We start from the raw sequence: 20,944 nt of genomic DNA, 5'->3' as shown, positions 1-20,944 counted from the left end.
GCGGGCACCCGGATGCGCGGGTGCGGGACGGGGGCCGCCTCCGGTGGGAAGGGTGAGCCATGAACGAACTGCTGGCGGTGCGATGCCTGCGGACGCTGCCCGTGGTGACGCTGGGCGGCGATGCGGTGGCCCATGTCAAGGACACGGTCCTCGACGCCACGGCCGGGCGCGTCATCGGCTTCACGCTCACCGGCCGGACCCTGCTGTCGGGCCCCCTGCCCCGGGATCTGCCCTGGCCCGCGGTGCACTCCCTCGGCCGGCACGCGGTCATGGTCCGCGACGAGAGGGCGCTGTGCCACGTGCCCCTGTCGGTGGCCCGCCGCGACGCCCTGCACGGGCGGCTGCTCAGCGCGCAGGTCCTCACCGACGAGGGCGACGCGGTCGGCACGGTGCTCGACGTCCTGGTCGAGGGCGGCACCAGCGGCCGGATCGTCGCCTTCCGGCTCGCCGCGCGCCGGGAGTTGGTACCGGGCTCGAGACACCGCCGGCACCGGGTGTACGTGCCGCGGGGCGAGGCGGTCTCCGTCTCCGGTCGGTCGCTGGTCATCCCCGCGCACGCCACCGCCTACGTCACCGACGATCTGCCGGACTTCGTGGCGCGGGTCGGCGCGTCCCGTGCCCGGCGGACGGGCGCACTGCCGTGATGCTGTTCTCCCGGATGCGGGGGCTGCCGGTGCTGGCCCGGGGGGACGGAAGCCGGCTCGGCACCGTGCGGGCGCTGACCGTCGACGCGGCATCCGGCACGGTCACCCATGTGCGGGTACGCAGCGGGCGCCTGCACAGGGAGACCGTGCTGGCCTGGGAGGACGTGGACGCGGCCGGTCCGGGCATGCTGATCGGCCTCCCGCCGTCCTCCGCCTCGGCCGAGCCCCCACCGCATCACGATCTGCTCGGCAGCAGGGTCCTCACCGAGGACGGCGAGGAGCGCGGCACCGTGCTCGACGCGGCCTTCGACCCGCTCACCGCCCGCATCGAGGCGGTCCTCACCACGCGCGGCGAACTCCCGGCCGAGCGCCTCCTGGGGCTGGGCGACCACGCCCTGGTGATCCGCGCCCGGAGTGCCGGGCACGGGACACCGGCACCCCACGGCTGACCGGGCGATCTGCTGGGCGCCGCCGGCAGCGGCGGCCGGGGCCTCGTTCATCTGATCGTGTGTTCCGGTGGCGCACCGGTCGCGAGCCGACGCGGACGGACCTTTCGACAGGCGCCCGGTGCGAAAGCCCGCTTAGCGTGCAGGGGTGAGCTCACGTACCGCCTCCGACCGGGTGACCGCTCGCCACGGCTGGACGCAGGCACTGGTCACGGTGGTGGGCGGACTGCTCGCCATGGGCGTCGTGGCCGCGCTCGGACTGTGGGCGGCCGGTGCCGCGGACCTCCCCGACGGTTCCTTCCCCAAGGCGGTCGCGGCGACGGTGGTCACCGCCGTGGGCGGCTCGGTGCGGCTGTCCGGGAACGCGGGCGGGCTGGCCGAGGTGGAGGGCGGTCTGACGGTCATGCCGCTGTCCGTCACGCTCACCGGGGCCCTGCTCGTCGGCCGGGGCTTTCTGCGTCCGCTGCGCCACCGGGCCGTCGCGGGAGCAGCCGAGCTGACCGGGTGGGGCGCGCGGATCGCCGCCCTGTGGCTGCTCGCCCTGCTCGGGCCGGCGGTCGCCGCCCGGCACACCTTCGAGGTCCCGCTCGGGGACGGGCCCCTGGATGATCTCGGGGACCTGTTCGGGATCTCCCCCGAGGTCGGTTTCGCCGCCGATGTGCCGTCGACCCTCCTCATCGGCCTGCTCTGGCTGGCGGGTGTGCTGGTGCTGGCCCTGCTGGTGTCGCGGGGCGCCCCGCTGCCGGGCCGGCTGCTCCGGTTCCAGACGGCGGTGCGGCCCCCGGCGCGCGCGATGCTGCGGCTGCTGTTGGCCTCCGTCGTCATCGGCGCCGTGATCGCGCTGGTCGTCGCCGCGACGCGGGGGCACCCGGCGGACACGTTCGCCGTGATTCTGCTGGGCCTGCCCAACGTGACCTGGCTCGCGCTCACCATCGGGCTCGGCGCCACCTGGGACGGCAGGGTGGAGGGACCCTTCGGGCTGCCCATGCCGCATGTGCTCGACGAGGTGCTGCGCACCGAGGACGTCTCGACACTGAACCTGAGCACGCTCGCCGAGCACGACGGCAGGGTGTGGTGGCTGCTGGTGGCCGACGCGGTGCTGCTGCTGGCCGTCGCGTTCGTGATGGCGGCCCGGTCACCGGCCCGGGTCCGGGCCTGGCAGCACGCCGTGCGCCTGGCGGTGGCTCTCGCGTTGACGGTTCTGATGATCTGCCTGGTCGGCCGGATCTCCGCCCGGATCGGCCTCTCCGTGCTGGGCATCGGCGACCTCGGCGCCGGACTCTCCGGTCAGGTGCTGCTCGAACCTCGTCCGGCGGGCGCACTGGGTCTGGCCCTCCTGTGGGGCCTGGTCACCGGTTTCGTGGGCGCGTTGCCGGCGCGGGGGAGGCGGCGCGGCCCGGACGGGCCGGGCCGCTGACGGGACGCGCCGGGCCGCCGGCGGTGCTCCGCGTCCGCGGTCAGGCGACCTGGACGCCCAGCACCGGGGCGGTGCGCTGCATCCGCAGGGCGTCCACGGATTCGGCCAGCAGTTCGTACTCGGTGGTGTCGTCGCCGGTGGCGAGGCGCACCATCTGTCCGGCTGCCAGCGCCTCCGCCATCTCCTCCTGCCGGGCGGCGTCACCGCACCAGGCGCGCAGTACCGCGGGCACGTCGGGCACACCGTCCGCGACGGGGACGAGGGCGCCCGGGGGTAAGTGTTCGGCCTCGGGCTGCGGGTCGAGGCGCTCGGCGATCCACGAGGCGCGATCGCGCAGCCACCAGAGGGCCAGGGCGAGGGTGGGTGCGCGATAGGTCCCGAGGGGTACGCCGATGCGCCGGCCGTCGCAGACCCCGTACGCCGTGACGTGGCACAGGAACTCGTCGTGCACGGTCCTCTCCCCCCGTTGCGTTGCCCGGCGGCCGACCGCGCTCGCTCTCCGGCGGGTCGCGTGCTGTCCGTGAGGGCGCCGTCGCGCGGGGTGAAGCGCTCTCGTTGTCGAGTATGTTCACCGCTGAATCACTGTCACCATGCCTTTCCGGCCACTCTCCTGACATATTCACCCCTTCCGTTGGCCGGAATGCGGCGCGCACGGCGGCAGAGGCGGGTCGCCCGCCCGGTCGTGTCGGGCGGGCGACCACGACGCGGCCGGGCGGGCGACCCGCTCGAGCAAGGGGCTACCGCTTGACCACCGCGTCGATGCGGGCCAGTTCGTCCGCGTCGAAGTCGAGGTTGCGGGTGGCCGCGACGCTGTCCTCGAGTTGCCGCGGGCTGCTCGCCCCGACCAGGGCCGAGGTCACGCGCCCGCCGCGCAGCACCCAGGCCAGCGCCATCTGCGCGAGGGTCTGGCCGCGGGACTCGGCGATGCCGTTCAGCGTGCGCAGCCGCTCCACCAGTTCGCCGGTGACGGCGTCGGCGCCCAGGAACGGGCTGTCGCTCGCGGCCCGCGAGTCCTCGGGGATGCCGTCGAGGTAGCGGGCGGTCAGCAGGCCCTGCTCCAGCGGGGAGTAGGCGATGGAGCCGACCCGGAGCTCGTCCAGGGCGTCCAGCAGGCCCTCGTCCTCCGGCCGCCGGTCGAGCATCGAGTAGCGCGGCTGGTGGATCAGCAGCGGGGTGCCCAGCTCGCCGAGGATGCGGGCGGCCTCCCGGGTCTGCTCCGCGGAGTAGTTGGACACGCCGACGTAGAGCGCCTTGCCCTGCTGGACCGCGGAGTGCAGGGCCCCCATCGTCTCCTCCAGCGGAGTGTCGGGGTCGAAGCGGTGCGAGTAGAAGACGTCGACGTGGTCCAGGCCCATGCGGCTCAGGCTCTGGTCGAGGGAGGACAGCAGGTACTTGCGTGAGCCCCATTCGCCGTACGGGCCGGGCCACATCAGGTGGCCGGCCTTGGTGGAGATCACCAGTTCGTCGCGGTACGGCGCGAAGTCCGCGCGCAGCGCCTCGCCGAGGGCGCTCTCGGCGGCACCGGGCGGCGGGCCGTAGTTGTTGGCGAGGTCGAAGTGGGTGACGCCCAGGTCGAAGGCGCGGCGCAGGATGGCGCGCTGGGTCTCCACGGGGCGGTCGGGACCGAAGTTGTGCCACAGGCCGAGCGAGAGCGCGGGAAGCTTCAGGCCACTGCGTCCGGTGCGCCGGTAGGGCAGGTCCGCGTAACGGTCGGGGTGCGGGGTGTACAACACGACTCCAGGGGATCGGCACAGGGGTGTCCGGTTCCGTCGAACCGGGGCTCCACTCTGTCCCGCACCACGGGCAGCGGTCCAACAGGAGAATCCGATGGAATTCAGCGGATACGCTTCTCAATCATGGAACTGCGTCACCTCCAGCATTTCGTCGCCGTCGCCGCGGACCAGCACTTCACCCGGGCGGCGGAGCGGCTGCTGGTCTCCCAGTCGGGCCTGTCGGCGTCGATCCGCGCGCTGGAGCGCGAGCTGCAGACGCCGCTGTTCGTACGGACGACCCGGAGGGTGACGCTGACGGAGGCCGGGCGGGCCCTGCTGGTGGAGGCCGAGCGCGTCCTGGCCCAGGTGCGGACCGCGCGCGAGGCGGTGGCCGCGGTGCAGGGGGTGCTGCGCGGCACGCTCGCGGTGGGCACCGAGCAGTGCATCGCCGGGGTGCACGTGGCGGAGCTGCTGGCCGCGTTCCGGCGGCGTCATCCGGACGTGGAGATCCGGCTGCGGCAGGGGGGCTCGGCGGCCCTGGCCGAGGAGGTCGCGGCGGGACGCCTCGACCTGGCCTTCGCCTACCGGACCCGGACGGACCCGGAGCAGCTGCGGCCGGTGGCACTGGCCGGTGAGCCGATGACCGTGCTGTGCCATCCCGAGCACCGGCTCGCGCGGGCCGGGACGCCGCCGACCCCGCACGACCTGGGCGGCGAGGTGTTCGTGGACTTCCATCCCGACTGGGGGCCGCGCCGGGCCACCGACGCCGCCTTCGCCGCCGCGGGGGTGCGGCGCACGGTCGCGCTGGAGGTGAACGACGTGCACAGCCTCCTGGACCTGGTCGACCAGAACCTCGGCATCGCCGTCGTCCCCCAGCACTTCCGGCACAAGCGTGCGGCACTGACCGCGCTGCCGTTCGAGGACACCGGTGAGCCGGTGTACGAGACCGTGGCGCTGCTCCCGCCGACGGAGGCCACCAGCCCCGCCGCGCGGGCGCTGATGGCCCTGCTGGACCACGCGGACGCGTGAGCGGGGCCGGTCCCCCGCGGGAGAACGGGGCGCGGGCGGAGGCGGGATGCGCGAGGGTGGACCCATGCACGCCAAGGACATCCTCATCGACGGCTTCGGCAGGGTCCGCGAAGAAGTCCACGCCGCGGTGGCCGGGATCGGCCCCGAGACCCTCAACGCCCGGCCCGCGTCCGGCGCCAACTCCATCGCCTGGCTGGTCTGGCACCTCACCCGGATCCAGGACGACCACGTCGCGGACGCCTTCGGACTCGACCAGGTGTGGCTCGCCCAGGACTTCGAGAAACGGTTCGCGCTCGGTCTGCCCCGCGGCGACACCGGGTACGGCCACACCCCGGCGCGGGTCGCCGAGGTGCGGGTGGACTCGGCCGACCTGCTGACCGGCTACTACGACGCGGTGCACGCGCAGAGCCTGGAGGCCCTGCGCGCGCTGCGGGCCCAGGACCTGGAGCGCGTCGTGGACGAGCGCTGGGACCCGCCGGTGAGCCTCGGGGTGCGGCTGGTCAGCGTCCTGTCCGACGACCTCCAGCACGCCGGACAGGCGGCCTATGTGCGCGGGCTCCTTCAGAGCACGGACGCGTAGCCGGGCAGCACCACGTCCCGCAGGAGGGCGTTGCGCTCGTCGAACGGGAGGAACGCGCTCTTGACGGCGTTGACCGTGACGGTCCGCAGGTCCCGGGCGGTCCACCCCGCCTGCTCCACCAGCAGGGACATCTCGCGGGTCATGGTGGTGCCGGAGACCAGCCGGTTGTCGGTGTTGAGGGTGACCCGGAAACCGAGGTCCTTCAGCGCGGTGACGGGGTGCGTGGCGATCGAGTCGGCGGCGCCGGTCTGGATGTTGGAGGTGGGGCACATCTCCAGCGCGATCCGGCGGTCGCGGACCCAGCCCGCGAGCCGGCCGAGCTTGCCGGCCTCGAGGTCGGGGATGTCCTCGGTGATCCGCACACCGTGGCCGAGCCGCTGCGCGCCGCACACCTGGAGGGCCTGGTGGATGCTGGGCAGGCCGTGGGCCTCGCCGGCGTGGATGGTGAACGGCACGCTCTCGCGGCGCAGGTGCTCGAAGGCGTCCAGGTGGTCGGCGGCGGGGAAGCCGTCCTCGGCGCCGGCGATGTCGAAGCCGACGACACCCGCGTCCCGGAACGCCACCACCAGGTCGGCGATCTCCCGCGTCCGGTCGAACATCCGCATGCCGCACAGCAGCGTCCCGACCCGCACCGGCGTCCCCCCGGCGGCGGCCTTGGCCATACCGGCGGCGAGTCCCTCCTGCACGGCCTCGACCACCTCGGGCAGGGCCAGTCCGCCCTTGGTCATCAGCTCGGGGGCGTAGCGGACCTCGCCGTAGACGACGCCGTCGGCGGCGAGGTCGAGCACGTACTCCTCGGCGGCGCGCAGCAGGCCCTCGCGGCTCTGCATGACGGCGAGGGTGTGCTCGAAGGTGGCTATGTACCGCACCAGGTCACCGGAGCCGGCGGCCTCGACGTACCAGGCGGCGAGCTCGTCGGCGTCGGTGGTGGGCAGGGTGTGGCCGACCGTCTCCGCCAGCTCCACCAGGGTGGCGGGGCGCAGGGCGCCGTCGAGGTGGTCGTGCAGGACGGCCTTGGGCAGCCGGCGGAGGGTGTCGGTGTCGAGGCGGGGCGTGGTCATGGGCGGTGCGTTCCTCAGCAGTTCGGTGGTGAAGTGCGGGTCACCCGGCGGGGGTGGGACCGATCGGCAGAGGTTATACGTAAAACTTCAGTACGCGCCAGTTCCGCTCCGGCGGCGCCCCGGACCTGGTCCCGAAGACCTACGACGGCGGACCGAGGCGCCCGGGCGGGTCGCCGGGCTACCGTCCGCGCATGAAGATCACCGAGTTACCGCAGCGGAGTCGGGAGCGGCGCAGAAGGGATCTCCTGGACCGGCTGGAGCGGGAGATGGACATCTGGGTGGCCTCGGCGGACGCCGAGGGGCTGCCCTGCCTGGTGCCGTTGTCGTTCGTGTGGGACGGCGAGGCCGTCTGGCTGGCGACCCGGCCGGCCAACCCCACCGGCCGCAATCTGCGGGAGGGCGGCCGGACCCGGCTGGCGCTCGGCGACACGCGGGACGTCGTCCTGATCGACGGCGAGGTGGAGACGTACGGCGCGCGGGAGGTGCCGCCGGCGGCGGCGGAGGCGTTCCGGGAGAAGACCGGCTGGGATCCGCGCGCGGACCGTGCCGTCCACGCGTTCTTCCGGGTACGCCCCCGGGCGGTGCAGGCCTGGCACGGGGTGCGTGAGATGCCGGAGCGGCATCTCATGCGGGACGGGATCTGGCTCGTGTAGGGCGCCTCGCGGCGCCGGCCCCGCGCCGGCCCTTCCCGTCCCGCACGGGGCTACGGATAGGTGTACGTGTTGAGGGCGGCGACGGCCGCTGCCGGGTTGCCGAGGTCGTAGCGGTCCACGGCCAGGAAGTTGGGCTTCTTGCGGGCGGCCGGCTGGCAGAACCGGCGGGCGCGGTCGGCGAGTTTGGCGTTGTCCGTGCCGGCCGTGTCCGCGATCGCGGTGTCCCGGAAGTGGTTCATGACGAAGAGGGGCCGGAAGCCCGGCTCGGTGCGGGTGAGCGGGATGTCGGCGCCGGCGCCGTGCCAGCGGCTGTAGCAGGACCAGTCGGAGGTGCCGACTCCGGGGCCCATGGACCAGTGGTTCTCGACGGTCCACTCCCGCTGGTACATGACTCCGAAGCTGTCCCGGGTCAGCCCCGCGGACTGGTCGGCGGAGCGGCTGTGGTCGCTGAAGATCAGCAGTCGCTTCCCGGTGGCGGTCAGCTCCGCCATCGTCGGCCAGCCGTGCTCGCGCACCCCGCTGCGGTCCGGCCGGTGGAGGACGTCCGACAGGCCGGTGACCCGGGCGAGTTCGGCGCGCAGTACGCCCGGGTCGACGTAGTCCTCGAGGAACACGGTGACGACCTGGTCGGGGTGGGCCTTGAGGAAGTCCACCATGCGCTGGAGGTCCACCCACAGGGCGACGGGCCTGCTGACCAGGGTGCAGCTGTTGTGGCAGAGGATCGCGCCGTCCGGGGTCTGGTGGATGTCCAGCATGAATCCACGTACACCATCGGCGAGTTGGCGTTCGATGCCGCGCGTCTGGTTGGGGAAGAGGTTGATGAACGGCGGGGCGAAGCCGCCGTCGACCCCGTTGGCGTACGCGTTGTGCGAGGTGAGGAAGGTGACCTGGTCCAGGGTGCGGGTGTCCTGGGGCGGCATGGGCCGGGTGGTGGGAGCGACCGGGGTGAGATACCAGTGGGCGAGGTCCCCGGAGCCGCCGGCGACGGCGAGTCGGGCGGGGTGGTCGGCCCCCGCGGGTCCGGGGGCGACGGTGAGGCGGCGGTCGGTGCCGGGGACGCCGAGGGTGTAGCGGTCGGCGCCGACGGGGGTGATCTCCCAGGCGGCGTCCGCGCTCGTACAGGCAACGGTCCCGGCCAGGTCGCCGGCACGGCCGAGGCAGCTGCCGGGGGCGTCGGTGTTCTCCAGGAGATACGAGGAGCCGTTCACCCGCAGTGTCCACTGCTGGCGGTCCTCGTCGCCGCGCGGCCGGTGCTGCTCGACCGCTCCGGCGCTGTCGGCCGCGTTGAGTCCGGTGGTGGCGCTCTGCACGTAGTGGGTGGTGCCGGGCGGCGGAACCGCGTCGGCCCCCGCCGCGGGCGTCGGCGCCACGACCGCCGCGACCAGCGCGGTGGTCGTGGCGGCCGTGGCGAGCAGGGTGTGGGGGGTGCGCATGGTGGATGCCCCTTCGTCCGAAGGACGGCCGCGTGCACGAGGGCACGCGGCCGGTCACGGATGGTCAGGAGCATGACACCACGCCCCGCGGTCCTGCGTCAGCAGTACAGGTTGCCGCCGGGTGACGTCCCGAGGATCTGGGTGAACTGCTGATAGGTGGTCACCCTGCTCTGCACCTGGGCCGGGTTGCGGCCGTCGCACTCCAGGGAGCCGTTGATGCTGCGGATCGTCTGGCCGAAGCCGGCCTGGTTGACCATGGCGTTGTGCCCCGTCATGCTGCCGGGACCGGACTGGGTGTTCCAGTACCACAGGGCCGTCTTCCAGGCGACGGACGCGTCGTTCTGCACCAGCCAGGGGTTGTTCAGCAGATCGATGCCGAGCGCGTCGCCCGCGGCCTTGTAGTTGAAGTTCCAGCTCAGCTGGATCGGCCCGCGCCCGTAGTAGCCGGACTGACCGGCCGGGCAGCCGTACGGCTGTCCCCAGTCGCAGTAGTGCGAGTAGTTGGCCGTGTTCTGCTCGACCACGTGCACCAGACCACCGGTCTCGTGGCTGACGTTGGCCAGGAAGGCGGCGGCCTCCTGCTTCTTCACCGTGTCGCTGCCCGTGTTGGCGAAGCCGGGGTAGGCGCTCAGGGCCGCCTTCAGCCCGCTGTAGGTGTAGAAGGAGTTCCGGTTCGGGAACATCTGGTTGAACTGCGCCTCGGACACGACGAAGTTCCCGACCGGCGTTCCGGGGCCGTTGTCACAGGAGTACGGCTCCCAGTACCAGGTACTGATGATCGGGTCGTAACCCGGGTTGGCGTGCTCGGCTATGTAGGTGCGGCCGTCGGTGTAGCGGACGATGTCACCGGCGTTGTACCACTGCCCGGCCACCCAGTTCGGATAGCTGGAGCACGCGGCGGCGGCCGACACCGGAGCGGCGGAAGCGGTCGCGGCCGGGAGCAGCACCGGTGCGCTGCCGGCGATGACGACTGCGGCCAGCACGGCGGACATGCGGCGTCTCGACAAGGGATCAACTCCTCTGCGAAACACGGCCGCTCCCGGGCGGGGACATGCTTGAGCGAACTGTCGCCGCACGCGCGCCGGTTGAGCCGGTCACGGTGTGGGGGGCGGCCGTGGTGGGGGGTGTCGGGCACACTTAACCGCATTGGTCTGTACCAGTCAAGCCGCGGGCCGGCCGGGCACTTCACCCCCACCACACATCAACTCCTAATAAAAAAGCGGCACTTGATTGACGGCTGCGGGTTCCGCACCTTCCCGGAAGGGATGCCGCCACAGCCCCTGTGCGACAAGGCGGGACAGGACGCCCTCACCGAACCAGTAGGGCCTCCTCCAGTGCGGACGGCCGAAGAGGACGAACTCCCCCACGCCCAGGGCGTGATGCTCCTCGATCCGCTCGGCGACCTCGTCGCGGCTGCCGACCGGAGCGGTGCCGCACCACCGAGCCGCTGCGCGGTCGGTCCGTGGCGTGTCCGCGGGCGGACAGCCCGCCGGCGGCACGGGCGGAGATCTCGAGGGAGGAGTTGCTCGCCGAGCCCTTGATCGCGATGCGCTCGGGCTGTGTGATGCACCGCTGTGCGCACCGGCTCCCGGAGGGCCGCTCGCCGGCGTTCGCGTACTCCACCGACGGGGCGGAGACGGGCGAGCCGATGGTCGCCGAGGGGCTCGGCGTGACGGTGCTGCCGGAGTTCAGTGTCGTCGGGGACCCACTGGAGCGGCAGGGCGCGATCGCGTGCCGGCCCCTGGTCGACGACCGGGGGCGGGTGCTACTCGTGCTGCGAAGGCGCAGGTCGGAGGCGGCTCCGCCGACCGCCCGAGCCCTGCACGACGCCTTCGTGCGCCAGGCCCGACGACTGGGCGGCGGCGGTGCGGGCCGGGCTCGCGGCACGGAGGAGGACGGGTCGGGTCGGGGCGGCCACCCCGCCCCGACCTCTACACATAAAGGAAAAATAAGAGCAGAATGACGTCAAGCGACGTTTGCCGCATACCGCCCACAGGCGGTCAGGCCTGCTAGTCGAAGGAGACGACTCATGGCCAACGTCTCGCATCCCCGCGGTGACATCACCAGCCACCCCGACGCCCCAGAAATGCGGGCACGGTACGACCGCATGCTCGGCGGTCGTGATGTGGTGCTGGTCGACGGACCGGTCTTCCTGCTCGGCCTCTACTGCGCGGTGTCCCCCTGGATACTCCACTACACGACGAGCCAGCCCGCGCTCGTGCCCCACAACCTGATCATCGGCATCGCGATCTGCCTGCTCGCCATCGGGTTCACCGTCTCTCCGGCGCGCATGTACGGCCTCAGCGGAGCCATGTGCGCCCTCGGCGTGTGGATGATCATCTCACCGTGGATCGTCGGCACCGGTCCGGACGCCGGCGTCATCTGGAACAACGTCGTCATCGGCGCGCTGACCCTGCTGCTCGGTGTCATGTGCGTCGCCACGGCGGCCAGGACCACCCCCGCCAGGACCTGATCGCCCCCCGGAAAGGGCACCGAGGGCGGGGCCCGGTCCGCGTCCCCCGCGGACCGGGCCCCGCCCTGTGCGTACCGCCCCTTCCCGGCGCGGGTGACTGCCGCCGCCGCCCGGGGGCACAAGTCCTTCAGCGGGGGTTCCGAGAAGGAGGGGCGAAATGGAGATCGGCGGCATCATCAGTGCCATCGTCATCGGCATCGTCATCGGCGTCCTGGGCCGGCTCGTGGTCCCCGGGCGTCAGCGCATCGGGGTGCTGTGGACGATCCTCGTCGGCATCGTCGCCGCGCTGATCGGCTCGGCGCTCGCCGCGGCGCTCGGGGTGGCCGACACCAAGGGCGTCGACTGGATCGAGTGGCTCATCCAGATCGGCCTCGCCGCACTCGGGGTGGCCGCGCTGGACCGTGTGAAAGCCCTGCGCTGACTGAGCGGTGCGGTGGCTCGGGCGGTGTACGGGCGCAGGGCGGGTCCGGCAGGAAGCACCCCTGAGGTGCCGGCCCGCCGGACCCGGGAAGCCCTACGGGACGTACGCGTACGGTGTCGTCGTGCCGAGCGGGACGAAGCCCAGGCGCTCGAGGATCGGGCGGCTCTGCCCGGACGCGTCGACCTGGAGGTAACGGCAGCCGCGCTCGGCGGCGACGCGGGCCCGGTGGGCCACCAGCGCACGGTAGACGCCCCTGCCCCGCCACGCCTCGACGGTGCCGCCGCCCCAGAGTCCGGCGAACCGGGTGCCCGGCACGAGTTCCATCCGGGCCGCGCTCACCGGCTCCCGGCCGGCCAGGGCCACCACCGCGACGACGGTGTCGGGTTCGGCGGCGAGCCGGGCGAGCATGTGGTGGCGCAGCCAGGACGCGTCGGCGTGGAAGGCCTTCTCGTGCACCTCGGCCATGAGATCGACACCGGCCCGGTCGGCGACGGGGACGACGCGGACGCCCTCGGGCAGCGCGGCCTGCCGGGTGTCGAGGAGTAGCTCGCCGACCTCGCCGACCATCAGCGTCTCCTCCGGTCCGGGCGTGAACCCGGCCGTCACGAGCCGCTGTCCGAGGTCCGCCGGCAGATCGTGGCCGTACAGCTTCCACTCGAACGCGAGGCCCAGCCCGGTGAAGTGGGCGATCTGCCCGGCGATCGCCGCGTCCGCGTCCGTGTCGTCCAGGGCGGACCAGAGGACGCCGTTCCAGCCGTGTCGCGGTGCGGTCTGCCGCACCACGCGGCCGGTGCGCTCGACGCGGGCTCCGGGGCCGTCGGGCCGTGCTCCTTCGCGCAGGTCGCGGTCGAACAGGGCGAGTACCGCAGCGTGATCCATGCCGCTCACTCCAGCACGGGCCCGAGGCCCGGGCAACGGGTTTGCGGGGCGCCGGCACACCGTGTTTCGCGTCCTTGATCGGGTGAGCCTAAGGTTGCCGTGACCGGTGATCCAGCCGTAGTCGTGAGAAGGGTGGCACCCATGGCTGTCGCGGATTTCGAACTGCCCCATCTGCGTCGCTGCGTCGAGCTGGCGACCGAGGCGCTGGAGGCCGGGGACGATCCGTTCGGTTCGGTCCTGGTGGCCGGCGACGGGTCCGTGCTCGCCGAGGACCGCAACCGGACGGCTGCCGGGGACCGCACCCGGCACCCCGAGTTCGAGCTGGCGCGCTGGTCGGCCGCCCACATGACTCTCGGGGAACGGGCCGCCGCCACGGTGTACACCTCCGGCGAGCACTGCCCGATGTGTGCGGCGGCGCATGCCTGGGTGGGCCTCGGCCGGATCGTCTACGTCGCCTCCTCGGCGCAGCTGCTGACCTGGCTCGCCGAGCTGGACGTGCCCGCTCCGCCGGTGCGGCCCCTGCCCGTCGCCGAGATCGCGCCGGGCGTGACCGTGGACGGCCCGGTTCCCGAGCTGACGGAGGCGGTACGGGAGCTGCACAGGAGGTTCCACAGCGCCCGCGGCTGAGCGCCGGGCCCCCCGCCACCGCCGCCGCAGGGCCGTCCGGCCGACAGGCGGGGCATCCGGGGCCCCCTTATGGTGAGCGAGGGCGCCGTGTCCGGTCCGCTCTGGGGCGTCCTGGAGGCATCGATGCTGGCCAAGCCGTCAACGCGCCCCTCGGTCCGGCACCGCGTGGTCACCGGAGCAGCCGGACTGGTCCTGCTGAGCGCGGGCCTCCCGGCCGCCGCCGCCGCGGACGGGGACCTCGACCGGTTCTACGACCAGAAGATCACATGGTCCGCGTGCGAGAGCATGAACATGCTCAAGGACCTGCAGTGCGGGAAGATCACCGTCCCCGTCGACTACGCCGAGCCCGGCAAGGGCTCTCTCGACCTGGCCCTCGCCCGCTACCGGGGCACCGGCGACCCTCGCGGCTCGGTGGTGCTGAACTTCGGCGGGCCGGGGGGTTCGGGCGTCCTCGGACTCGCCCGTGCGGGCAAGGAGTTCATGGGTCTCACCGACGGGTACGACGTGGTGTCCTTCGACCCTCGCGGTGTCGGCCGCTCCTCACCGGTCAGCTGCGGCACTCAGGCCACCGCTCAGGCGCTGGAGGCGACCGGCGGCGGGGACACCTCCGATCCGCGGGACGTACTCACCCGGTTGCGCGAGGTGGCCGCCGAGTGCGCCGAGCACTCGGGCCCGGTGCTCCCGCACATCGGCACCGTGAACGTCGCCCGGGACCTGGACGTGCTGCGCGAGGTGCTCGGCGACAAGAAGCTCAACTACCTGGGGTTCTCCTACGGAACCCGGCTGGCCTCGGTCTACGCTTCCCGGTTCCCCGAGAAGGTGGGCCGGTTGGTGCTGGACGGGGTGGACACCCTGACCGAACCACTGGCCGAACAAGGGCTGGCGGGCGTCAGGGGTCAGCAGCTCGCGCTCGAGCACTTCCTGACCTGGTGCACCAAGGACATCGCCTGTCCGTTCGGCCAGGACCCGCGCGGAGCACGGGAGTTGGTCGTGAAGCTGGTCGCCTCGCTCGACGAGGACCCGGTACCGACGGACTTCGGCCAGGAGTTCACCGGCCAGGACCTCGCGGGCGCCATGGCGCAGGGCCTCTACAGCAGGCGACTGTGGCCGTTGCTGCAACGGGCGCTCGCGCAGCTGATGGAGGACGGGGACACGCGCGGGGTGGAGGCCTTCGCCACCGGCGGGGTGACGCTCCCCGTGCCGCGGGGCAACGACCCGCTCGTCGACGAGGAGGACGTCCCCCTGGACAACCTCCCCGCCGCGCTGATGGCGGTGAACTGCGCGGACGATCCCGACCGCCCGGCCGCCGGGCAGGTGACCCGGGACCTCTCCCGGCTGCGCACCGCCTACGAGAAGGCCTCACCGGTCTTCGGCCGCTACCGGCTCGCCCAGGTGCTGATGTGCCACGGCCGCCCCAAGGGGACCGACTACATCCGCGAGGAGGTCAAGAACGTCGACACCCCGAAGATGCTGCTGGTCGGCACGCGGGGCGACCCGGCCACGCCGTACCGGTGGACGGTGGAGACGGCCGAGCGGCTCGGCCCCTCGGCGGTGGTGCTGGACAACCGGGGCGAGGGCCACACCGGCTACGGATCGTCCGACTGCGTGCACCGCAAGGTCGACGACTTCCTGCTCTACGGTTCGCTGCCGCCCAGCGGCAGCTCGTGCGGCTCCGAGGACGACTTCCGGGAATGAGTCCGCCCGCGGGGCGGCGGCGTCCCGATTGCCCCAAATGCCCTCTCGGCGAATCGGCCCTATGGTGCTTTCATGGAGCACGATCTGAGTCCCGCGACCCTTGCCGAGCTTCGTCGCCCGCGCCCCTACCCCGCGGTGTCGGTACTGACGCCGACCCACCGGCGCGAGCCCCTCAACGCCCAGGACCCGGTACGGCTGCGCAACGTGGTGGCCGAGGCCAAGAAACAGCTGGAGGCCGATCCCGCGGTCACCCGGGACCGGCGCAGCGAGGTCGCCCTGCAGCTCGACCGGGCGCTGTCCGAGGTCGATCTGGCGCACGCCGAGGACGGGCTGGTCATCTTCGCCGCTCCGGGTGAGCACCAGGTGTGGTCGCTCGCCCGTTCCGTCCCGGAGCGTGTGGTGCTCTCGGACACCTTCCTCACCCGTAACCTGGTCTCCGCCCACACCGCGGAGCGCCCCTTCTGGGCGCTGTCCCTCTCCCCCGACCGGGTCACGCTGTGGAGCGGCGGCGTGGACCGGGTCACCGAGGAGCACATCGGCCCCTTCCCGCTGGTCCGGAGCGTGGAGAACTTCGACCCCGAGCGCCTGGAGCGGGTCGGTGACCAGCCGAGCGCCTACCGGGACGAGAGCACCCGCCGGTTCCTGCGCGAGACCGACACCGCGATGCGCGCGGTGCTGCGCGAGCATCCCCGGCCCCTGTACGTCACCGGCGAGCCGGCCGCGCTGTCCCTGCTGGGCGAGATGGGCGGCGTGGCCCGGGAGGCCGTGCAGGTCCAGCACGGCGGGCTCGCGCACGGCACGCCCGACGCGGTGTGGCAGGCCCTGCTTCCAGTGCTGGAGAGCGAAGCGCGCAAGCGCACCGAGGAGGTCGTCCAGGCCCTGGAGACGGCCCGCGGGCGCAAGGAGTTCGCGGCCGGCGTCGACGAGCTGTGGCAGAACGCCCGGGACGGCCGGGTGCGGCTGCTGGCCGTCGAGGAGAACTTCCGGGTGACGGTGCGCGACACGGGTGAGCATCTGATCCTCGCCGAGACCGGCGACCTGGACGCCCGCGAGGACATCGTGGACGAGATCGTCGAGCAGTGCCTGGAGACCGGCGCCGAGGTCCGCTTCGTCCCGGACGGGACACTGGGGAACGCGGACCGGATCGCGGGCGCGCTGCGGTACTGAGTACGGACGGACGCCCGCCCGTCGAACAGGTGAATGAGCGATGGTCGGGCGCCGAACGCTCCGTCAAGTAACCTTCGCACCAACGGAGTTGATCCAACCGACGGGCATCCGGCACCTACCTCCGGGTAACCCCGTGAAGACGGTGACATATGCCCCCGACATGACCTTGGGGCGTCTTGCCGAATCCCTTACAGGGCGTGGCGCACTGTGCCAGAGTCGTAGCGGTCCCTCCGTCCGCCTCTGGCCCGAACCGTCCCACATCGGAGTGCGTCATGCCGTCCCACCTCTTTGCGGACCGCTCGGCCGCCCAGCCGCCAGGACGCGGCCCGGTCGACGCGCTCATCTCGCAGACCCGGCGGCTCAGGGGCGACGTGGACGCCGTACGGCGCGGCACCGCGGCCGACGCCTCGGACCCGAAGGACCGCTGGCAGCGCGCGCTGTACGATCTGGCGCTGCACCAGCTCAACGACCTGGACGAACACCTGGCCCAGCTGCGGGACGGCCCCCTGCCCGTACCCGCGCCGGCCGGCTCCGGGCCCGCCGCACCGCCCCGGCCCGACTCCCCGCTCGGCCGGGTCGGCAGCGCCGAGTGGAACCTGCTGACCGACGAGGCCAGTTGGTCCGGGGAGCTGTACCGCATCCTGGACCGCGACCCGGCCGCTCCTCCGCTCACCCTCGACGAACTGCCGTCCCTGGTGCACGACGAGGACCGGCCGAAGCTCACCGCGATGGTCACGGGCTGTCTCGTCGACGCCCGGCCCATCGACGGGGAGTTCCGGCTGCTGCGTCCCGACGGCAGCGTCCGGACGGTGCACATGACGGGCGAACCGGTCCTCGGAGCCGACGGCAGCACCGCCTCGATGTGGGCCGTGCTGCGGGACGTCAGTGAACTGCGCCGCTGCCGGCGGGCGGTCAGCGAGACCCGTGAATCGTTGCACCACCAGCAGGCCGCGGCGCGCACCGGGCAACGGTCCGGGCCCGAGCCGCCGGAAGCCGTCCCTCCCCCGTGGCACGGCTCCCTGCCCTTCGCGCGCCGGGGCCCGCGAACCCTGGACCTCGCCGCCCGGCACCTCCCGTCCCCTGCCGGAGCACCGTCCGGGGGCGCCTGGTACGACACCCTCGAACTGTCCGACGGCACCGCCCTGCTCAGCGTCGGCGAGCTGACCGGGCAGGGCGCCGGCCCGTCGCCGGGCACGACGATGCTGCTCGGCGCGATGCGCGGCATGGCGATGGCCGGCACCGCACCGGGTCGGCTGCTGGCCTGCCTCGACCGGTTGCTCGACGCCACCGGGCAACCGGCCCTCGGCAGCGGCCTCTGCCTGTACTACCGGCCCGACACCCGCTCGCTGGTGTGGGCGCGGGCCGGACGCCCCGTCCCGCTGCTGTTCCGCGGCGGAAGGGGGCGCGCCCTGGAGATCCCGGAGACCCCGGAGACCCCGGAGACCCCGGAGACCCCGGGGGGCGACCGGCCCGGCGCCTCCCCGGCCGCCCGCTACGGGCAGGCCGAGGAGACCCTCGAAGTCGGCGATGTGCTGGTGCTGCACACCGCCGGGCCGGCATCCGGGCGGGCCGGTGCCGCCGCCGTCCGGCATCTCCTCGGGCTGGCCCCGCAGTTCTCCGGTGACCGCACCGCGCGGGACTGCCTGCCGGCCGTACTGCGGGAGCTCGGCGGCACCGCGCGGGAAGAGGCCTGCGTGCTCGTCGCCCGCGTGACCTCGTAGGAGGAACCTTCACCCCTCCGTCATGCCGGTGCGCTGCCGCCCTTCCCCCGGGGCCTCGGCAGGGCCTGCCTGATCTCCTCCCGCAGTTCCTGGATCCTCGGGTACGAGGAGTACTCGGCGGTGAGCCGGTACATCTGGCGCAGCCGGTCCCAGGTGCGGCGCGAGGAGTTGGAGCCCATCGACATCAGCGCGAGACGCGCGTACCGGTCGGCCTGCTCCGGGTCGTTCGCGATGAAGCAGGCGGAGGCCATGGAGAGGTGGTCGAAGATCTTCGACCGCTCCCGGCCGTCCACCCGCAGGGACAGCGCCTTCTCCGCGTAGTGCTGGGCGTGCGCGGCCGCGTCGGGCTCGAACTCGGCCAGCGTGCGGTAGGCCAGGGCCTGCATGCCGTACAGATCCTCGTCCTTGAAGGTCTGCATCCAGTCCGGCTGCTCCTGGTCCGCCCCCCGGTCGGAGACGAACAGGTCCTCGGCCCGGCCCAGGGTGCGGCGCATCGCCTGTCCCTTGCCCATCGACGCCTGCGCCCAGGCCTCGATGGTGTGGAACATCGCGCGGGTGCGCGGCAGCAACTCCTCGCCCGACCCGGACCGGGCGAGCTTGAGCAGGTCCAGGGCGTCGTCGGGCCGGCCCAGGTGCACCATCTGGCGGGCCGCCCGGGACAGTGCCTCGCCCGCGCGCGGCCGGTCACCGCCCTCCCTGGCGGCGTGCGTCGCGATGACGAAGTACTTCTGGGCCGTGGGTTCCAGACCGACGTCGTGCGACATCCAGCCCGCCAGGACGGCGAGGTTGGCGGCGACGCCCCACAGGCGCCGCTGGAGATGGGGTGGGTGGTGGTAGGCGAGCATGCCGCCCACCTCGTTGAGCTGGCCGACCACCGCCTTGCGCTGGAGGCCGCCGCCCCGGGCGGCGTCCCAGGCGCGGAACACCTCCACGGAGCGCTCGAGTTCCTCGATCTCCTGAGACCCGATGGGAGCGGCCTCGTAACGGTCGAACCCGACGGAGTCGGCGTGCAGCGGATGGTCGATTCGGGGAGCGTCGGTGGTCAGTGCCGGATCGGCGTGCAGCCAGTCGTGCATGGCGCCGCTGAGTGCGGATCCGGCGGAGAGCGCGGCGCCCGCGCCCACCAAGCCGCGTCGGTTGAGCATGAGGTCCATTCCCGTGAATTCGGTGAGGACCTCGGCTGTCCGCTCGGGCGCCCACGGCACTCCGTCGGGATGTTCCGCACTCCCGCCGCGTGGCCGTTTCCCCGCACGCCCGTGCCGGACCAGACCGAGATCCTCGATGGTCACGACACGGCCGAGACGCTCGGTGAACAGGGCCGCCAGCACCCGCGGCACGGGATCGCGCGGGATCTCTCCCATGTCGATCCACCGCCGCACCCGGGAGGTGTCGGTCGCCAGCTGGGGGTGGCCCATGGCCGCCGCCTGCCGGTTGACCAGCCTCGCGAGTTCGCCCTTGGACCAGCCGGCCAGGCCGAACAGGTCCGAGAGCCGGGTGTTGGGTTGTCCGCTCACGTCAAGCCCCCAGGTTCTCGGCTGAGTTGACAGTAGCCCCGGGCGAGTTGCCGGGCGACTATTCGCCAGGGTTCGCCAGGGTTCGCCAGATGGTGTGCCAGGGGGCATCGGGTGTCGAGTAGGAACGCGCCACCACGACCCGGTCTCCGCCGGGACACTCCCCAGGGTGCGCCTGGGCGACCGGGCCGTGTGGCGCGCTGACGTCGCAGGCACACGAAGGGATCTGTATCGCCCATGTACGCAGCATCGTCCTCCGTGTCCGCACCGCCCAGGCCGCTGCGTCCGCGTCCGTCGGACAACGGCCCCTACCTCGCCCCCGCGCGCCCGGCGGTCACCGTGCCGGGGCCGGGCACGGTGCGGCGCGCTCCGGGCGCCGGCCCCCAGCCGCTCAGCGGCAGACTCGACCTGTCCGGTCCCCAGGGCGCCCAGTTGCGCACGGCGATCGCGTCGGTGCACCGCATCTGCCCGGAGTTCGCGCCGGTGCAGGTGCTGCGCCGCAGCGGCCGGTCCATCCTCCTGGTCGGGACGACCGGCCGGAGCACCGCGGTGGCCAAGTGCTTAACGGACCACTCCCCCGTCTGGTCCGAGCGGTTCCGGCACGAAATAACGGCGTACCGCTCGTTCGTCCGGCATCGCCCACCCGTGCGGGCGCCCCGGCTGATCGCGGCGGACCCGGACAACTGCATCCTGGTGATCGAGCGGATGCCCGGCCGGGTGGCGGCACTCCAGCGGCACCCGGTGGAGGCACCACCGCGAGCGGACATCAAGGCGGCACTCGGCGCGGTCTGCCGGCTGAACGGGTGGCGCCCGCCGGCCAAGACCTTCGACGCCCCGCTGGACTACGCGGCACGGATCGCCCGCTTTCACGAGCTGGGCCTGCTCACCGACCGGGACATGGGCGATCTGCAGAAACTGCTGCACGGCATCGCGCACGCGGCCGGGCGCCACGACATGCGCCAGTTCTGCCACGGTGACGCGCTGCTCTCCAACATCCTGATCTCACCGGCCGGTCCAGTGCTGGTGGACTGGGAGCACGCGGGCTGGTATCTGCCGGGCTACGACCTGGCGACCCTGTGGGCGGTGCTCGGGGACGCACCGGCGGCCCGACGGCAGATCAGCCAGATCGCGCAGTCGGCGGGCCACGCCTCACGCGACGCGTTCCTGGTGAACCTGATGCTGGTGCTGACACGTGAGATCCGTACCTACGAGACGGCCGTGCAGCGTTCGATGCGCGAGGGGGGACCGGTGGGTTCGGGTCCGGCCCAGCAGGGCGCTCTGCCGTCCGGCGAGGAGCAGCGGCTGCTGCTGCGGCGCCTGCACGACGACTGCCAGATGGCCCGCCGGGCCGTGCGCGCGGCGGTCGGCACTCGCTGACCGGGACGGGTGAGAGGTCCGCGGCGTCTTCCCCTTCGGAAGACGCCTGACCGCCGACAGGCTGATCTGGAAGTCCCCCGTGGATTCCCGGCCGGCGC

At 72.9% G+C, this 20,944-nt stretch carries 21 protein-coding genes and 1 pseudogene; 14 read left to right on the top strand and 8 right to left on the bottom strand.

The genetic code is table 11. The annotated features are described in order from the left end of the window. Window positions 1-59: 59 nt before the first annotated feature. From ACWEQO_RS28025 to ACWEQO_RS28015, 3 genes are all read left to right on the top strand, one after another. Window positions 60-644: a PRC-barrel domain-containing protein gene (locus ACWEQO_RS28025; RefSeq protein WP_361461684.1), complete on the top strand. Its 585-nt coding sequence runs from the start codon at window positions 60-62 to the stop codon at window positions 642-644. Further along, window positions 644-1,093: a PRC-barrel domain-containing protein gene (locus tag ACWEQO_RS28020; RefSeq protein WP_452985699.1), complete on the top strand. Its 450-nt coding sequence runs from the start codon at window positions 644-646 to the stop codon at window positions 1,091-1,093. The genes ACWEQO_RS28025 and ACWEQO_RS28020 overlap by 1 nt, the downstream gene beginning before the upstream one ends. 145 nt (window positions 1,094-1,238) lie before the next feature. Beyond that, window positions 1,239-2,507: a streptophobe family protein gene (locus tag ACWEQO_RS28015; protein WP_361461690.1), complete on the top strand. Its 1,269-nt coding sequence runs from the start codon at window positions 1,239-1,241 to the stop codon at window positions 2,505-2,507. A 40-nt stretch (window positions 2,508-2,547) separates the two neighbouring features. Here the strand turns inward: ACWEQO_RS28015 and ACWEQO_RS28010 are convergent, their stop codons facing one another. Further along, window positions 2,548-2,958, bottom strand: a complete 411-nt coding sequence (locus ACWEQO_RS28010; protein WP_361461692.1) for a hypothetical protein — start codon at window positions 2,956-2,958, stop codon at window positions 2,548-2,550. 286 nt (window positions 2,959-3,244) lie between these two features. Beyond that, window positions 3,245-4,237, bottom strand: coding sequence for an L-glyceraldehyde 3-phosphate reductase (mgrA, locus tag ACWEQO_RS28005; protein WP_361461733.1), 993 nt, complete (start codon window positions 4,235-4,237; stop codon window positions 3,245-3,247). A gap of 126 nt (window positions 4,238-4,363) precedes the next feature. Here mgrA and ACWEQO_RS28000 point away from each other — a divergent pair, with 126 nt between their 5' ends. Continuing rightward, window positions 4,364-5,248: a LysR family transcriptional regulator gene (locus ACWEQO_RS28000; protein ID WP_452985698.1), complete on the top strand. Its 885-nt coding sequence runs from the start codon at window positions 4,364-4,366 to the stop codon at window positions 5,246-5,248. Window positions 5,249-5,312: 64 nt separating this feature from the next. After that, the gene (locus ACWEQO_RS27995; protein ID WP_361461698.1) at window positions 5,313-5,828 is read left to right on the top strand and encodes a mycothiol transferase; all 516 of its coding nucleotides are present in this window, start codon (window positions 5,313-5,315) and stop codon (window positions 5,826-5,828) included. On the opposite strand, the gene ACWEQO_RS27990 is transcribed toward ACWEQO_RS27995, so the two are convergent. Further along, window positions 5,810-6,889 (bottom strand): adenosine deaminase, encoded by a 1,080-nt coding sequence (locus ACWEQO_RS27990; protein ID WP_452985697.1) that lies wholly within the window; start codon window positions 6,887-6,889, stop codon window positions 5,810-5,812. The genes ACWEQO_RS27995 and ACWEQO_RS27990 overlap by 19 nt on opposite strands. Window positions 6,890-7,080: 191 nt before the next feature. Here ACWEQO_RS27990 and ACWEQO_RS27985 point away from each other — a divergent pair, with 191 nt between their 5' ends. Continuing rightward, on the top strand, window positions 7,081-7,542 hold the full coding sequence (locus ACWEQO_RS27985) for a pyridoxamine 5'-phosphate oxidase family protein (RefSeq protein WP_361461704.1): 462 nt from the start codon (window positions 7,081-7,083) through the stop codon (window positions 7,540-7,542). 50 nt (window positions 7,543-7,592) lie between these two features. Here ACWEQO_RS27985 and ACWEQO_RS27980 read toward each other — a convergent pair whose 3' ends face one another. From ACWEQO_RS27980 to ACWEQO_RS27970, 3 genes and pseudogenes are all read right to left on the bottom strand, one after another. Then, the gene (locus tag ACWEQO_RS27980; protein WP_452985696.1) at window positions 7,593-8,975 is read right to left on the bottom strand and encodes a phospholipase; all 1,383 of its coding nucleotides are present in this window, start codon (window positions 8,973-8,975) and stop codon (window positions 7,593-7,595) included. 98 nt (window positions 8,976-9,073) lie between these two features. Further along, on the bottom strand, window positions 9,074-9,982 hold the full coding sequence (locus ACWEQO_RS27975; RefSeq protein ID WP_361461709.1) for a glycoside hydrolase family 19 protein: 909 nt from the start codon (window positions 9,980-9,982) through the stop codon (window positions 9,074-9,076). Window positions 9,983-10,183: 201 nt separating this feature from the next. Beyond that, window positions 10,184-10,408: pseudogene (locus ACWEQO_RS27970) on the bottom strand (LLM class flavin-dependent oxidoreductase); the annotation flags it as partial. A gap of 29 nt (window positions 10,409-10,437) precedes the next feature. On the opposite strand from ACWEQO_RS27970, the gene ACWEQO_RS27965 reads away from it, so the two are divergent. The 3 genes from ACWEQO_RS27965 (at window position 10,438) to ACWEQO_RS27955 (ending at window position 11,869) form a co-directional block, all read left to right on the top strand. Further along, entirely contained in the window at window positions 10,438-10,938 is a 501-nt protein-coding gene (locus ACWEQO_RS27965) for a LysR family transcriptional regulator substrate-binding protein (protein ID WP_361461712.1), read from the top strand. 66 nt (window positions 10,939-11,004) lie between these two features. Beyond that, the gene (locus ACWEQO_RS27960) at window positions 11,005-11,448 is read left to right on the top strand and encodes an SPW repeat protein (RefSeq protein WP_361461714.1); all 444 of its coding nucleotides are present in this window, start codon (window positions 11,005-11,007) and stop codon (window positions 11,446-11,448) included. 157 nt (window positions 11,449-11,605) lie between these two features. After that, entirely contained in the window at window positions 11,606-11,869 is a 264-nt protein-coding gene (locus ACWEQO_RS27955; RefSeq protein WP_361461717.1) for a GlsB/YeaQ/YmgE family stress response membrane protein, read from the top strand. Between the two features lie 93 nt (window positions 11,870-11,962). On the opposite strand, the gene ACWEQO_RS27950 is transcribed toward ACWEQO_RS27955, so the two are convergent. Beyond that, window positions 11,963-12,748: a GNAT family N-acetyltransferase gene (locus ACWEQO_RS27950; RefSeq protein WP_361461720.1), complete on the bottom strand. Its 786-nt coding sequence runs from the start codon at window positions 12,746-12,748 to the stop codon at window positions 11,963-11,965. 141 nt (window positions 12,749-12,889) lie between these two features. On the opposite strand from ACWEQO_RS27950, the gene ACWEQO_RS27945 reads away from it, so the two are divergent. The 4 genes from ACWEQO_RS27945 (at window position 12,890) to ACWEQO_RS27930 (ending at window position 17,958) form a co-directional block, all read left to right on the top strand. Continuing rightward, on the top strand, window positions 12,890-13,375 hold the full coding sequence (locus tag ACWEQO_RS27945) for a nucleoside deaminase (RefSeq protein WP_452985695.1): 486 nt from the start codon (window positions 12,890-12,892) through the stop codon (window positions 13,373-13,375). A 123-nt stretch (window positions 13,376-13,498) separates the two neighbouring features. Then, a complete protein-coding gene (locus tag ACWEQO_RS27940) occupies window positions 13,499-15,070 on the top strand; it encodes an alpha/beta hydrolase (protein ID WP_361461735.1) in 1,572 nt (523 codons plus the stop codon). A gap of 72 nt (window positions 15,071-15,142) precedes the next feature. Continuing rightward, window positions 15,143-16,237 carry a baeRF3 domain-containing protein gene (locus ACWEQO_RS27935; protein WP_361461726.1) on the top strand — a complete coding sequence of 365 codons (1,095 nt, stop codon included), beginning with the start codon at window positions 15,143-15,145 and terminating at the stop codon, window positions 16,235-16,237. A gap of 272 nt (window positions 16,238-16,509) precedes the next feature. Next, on the top strand, window positions 16,510-17,958 hold the full coding sequence (locus ACWEQO_RS27930) for a PP2C family protein-serine/threonine phosphatase (RefSeq protein WP_452985694.1): 1,449 nt from the start codon (window positions 16,510-16,512) through the stop codon (window positions 17,956-17,958). 20 nt (window positions 17,959-17,978) lie between these two features. Here ACWEQO_RS27930 and ACWEQO_RS27925 read toward each other — a convergent pair whose 3' ends face one another. Further along, the gene (locus ACWEQO_RS27925) at window positions 17,979-19,472 is read right to left on the bottom strand and encodes a DNA-binding protein NsdB (RefSeq protein ID WP_452985693.1); all 1,494 of its coding nucleotides are present in this window, start codon (window positions 19,470-19,472) and stop codon (window positions 17,979-17,981) included. Window positions 19,473-19,706: 234 nt separating this feature from the next. On the opposite strand from ACWEQO_RS27925, the gene ACWEQO_RS27920 reads away from it, so the two are divergent. Then, the gene (locus ACWEQO_RS27920; protein ID WP_452985692.1) at window positions 19,707-20,846 is read left to right on the top strand and encodes an aminoglycoside phosphotransferase family protein; all 1,140 of its coding nucleotides are present in this window, start codon (window positions 19,707-19,709) and stop codon (window positions 20,844-20,846) included. Window positions 20,847-20,944 lie beyond the last annotated feature (98 nt).

Source organism: Streptomyces sp. NPDC004051 (genome assembly GCF_053604275.1).
The sequence above is the reverse complement of the archived record's forward strand: the minus strand, read 5'-3'. Positions and strand labels throughout refer to the sequence as shown.

Bases quoted from the DNA above. Each gene is read 5' to 3' on its own strand.
- ACWEQO_RS27950 (WP_361461720.1), bottom strand. From the start codon at position 12,748: ATGGATCACGCTGCGGTACTCGCCCTGTTCGACCGCGACCTGCGCGAA.
- ACWEQO_RS27960 (WP_361461714.1), top strand. From the start codon at position 11,005: ATGGCCAACGTCTCGCATCCCCGCGGTGACATCACCAGCCACCCCGAC.
- ACWEQO_RS28000 (WP_452985698.1), top strand. From the start codon at position 4,364: ATGGAACTGCGTCACCTCCAGCATTTCGTCGCCGTCGCCGCGGACCAG.
- ACWEQO_RS27945 (WP_452985695.1), top strand. From the start codon at position 12,890: ATGGCTGTCGCGGATTTCGAACTGCCCCATCTGCGTCGCTGCGTCGAG.
- ACWEQO_RS27920 (WP_452985692.1), top strand. From the start codon at position 19,707: ATGTACGCAGCATCGTCCTCCGTGTCCGCACCGCCCAGGCCGCTGCGT.
- ACWEQO_RS27940 (WP_361461735.1), top strand. From the start codon at position 13,499: ATGCTGGCCAAGCCGTCAACGCGCCCCTCGGTCCGGCACCGCGTGGTC.
- ACWEQO_RS27995 (WP_361461698.1), top strand. From the start codon at position 5,313: ATGCACGCCAAGGACATCCTCATCGACGGCTTCGGCAGGGTCCGCGAA.
- ACWEQO_RS27985 (WP_361461704.1), top strand. From the start codon at position 7,081: ATGAAGATCACCGAGTTACCGCAGCGGAGTCGGGAGCGGCGCAGAAGG.
- ACWEQO_RS27935 (WP_361461726.1), top strand. From the start codon at position 15,143: ATGGAGCACGATCTGAGTCCCGCGACCCTTGCCGAGCTTCGTCGCCCG.
- ACWEQO_RS27980 (WP_452985696.1), bottom strand. From the start codon at position 8,975: ATGCGCACCCCCCACACCCTGCTCGCCACGGCCGCCACGACCACCGCG.
- ACWEQO_RS27990 (WP_452985697.1), bottom strand. From the start codon at position 6,889: ATGACCACGCCCCGCCTCGACACCGACACCCTCCGCCGGCTGCCCAAG.
- ACWEQO_RS28025 (WP_361461684.1), top strand. From the start codon at position 60: ATGAACGAACTGCTGGCGGTGCGATGCCTGCGGACGCTGCCCGTGGTG.
- ACWEQO_RS27930 (WP_452985694.1), top strand. From the start codon at position 16,510: ATGCCGTCCCACCTCTTTGCGGACCGCTCGGCCGCCCAGCCGCCAGGA.
- ACWEQO_RS28020 (WP_452985699.1), top strand. From the start codon at position 644: ATGCTGTTCTCCCGGATGCGGGGGCTGCCGGTGCTGGCCCGGGGGGAC.
- ACWEQO_RS27955 (WP_361461717.1), top strand. From the start codon at position 11,606: ATGGAGATCGGCGGCATCATCAGTGCCATCGTCATCGGCATCGTCATC.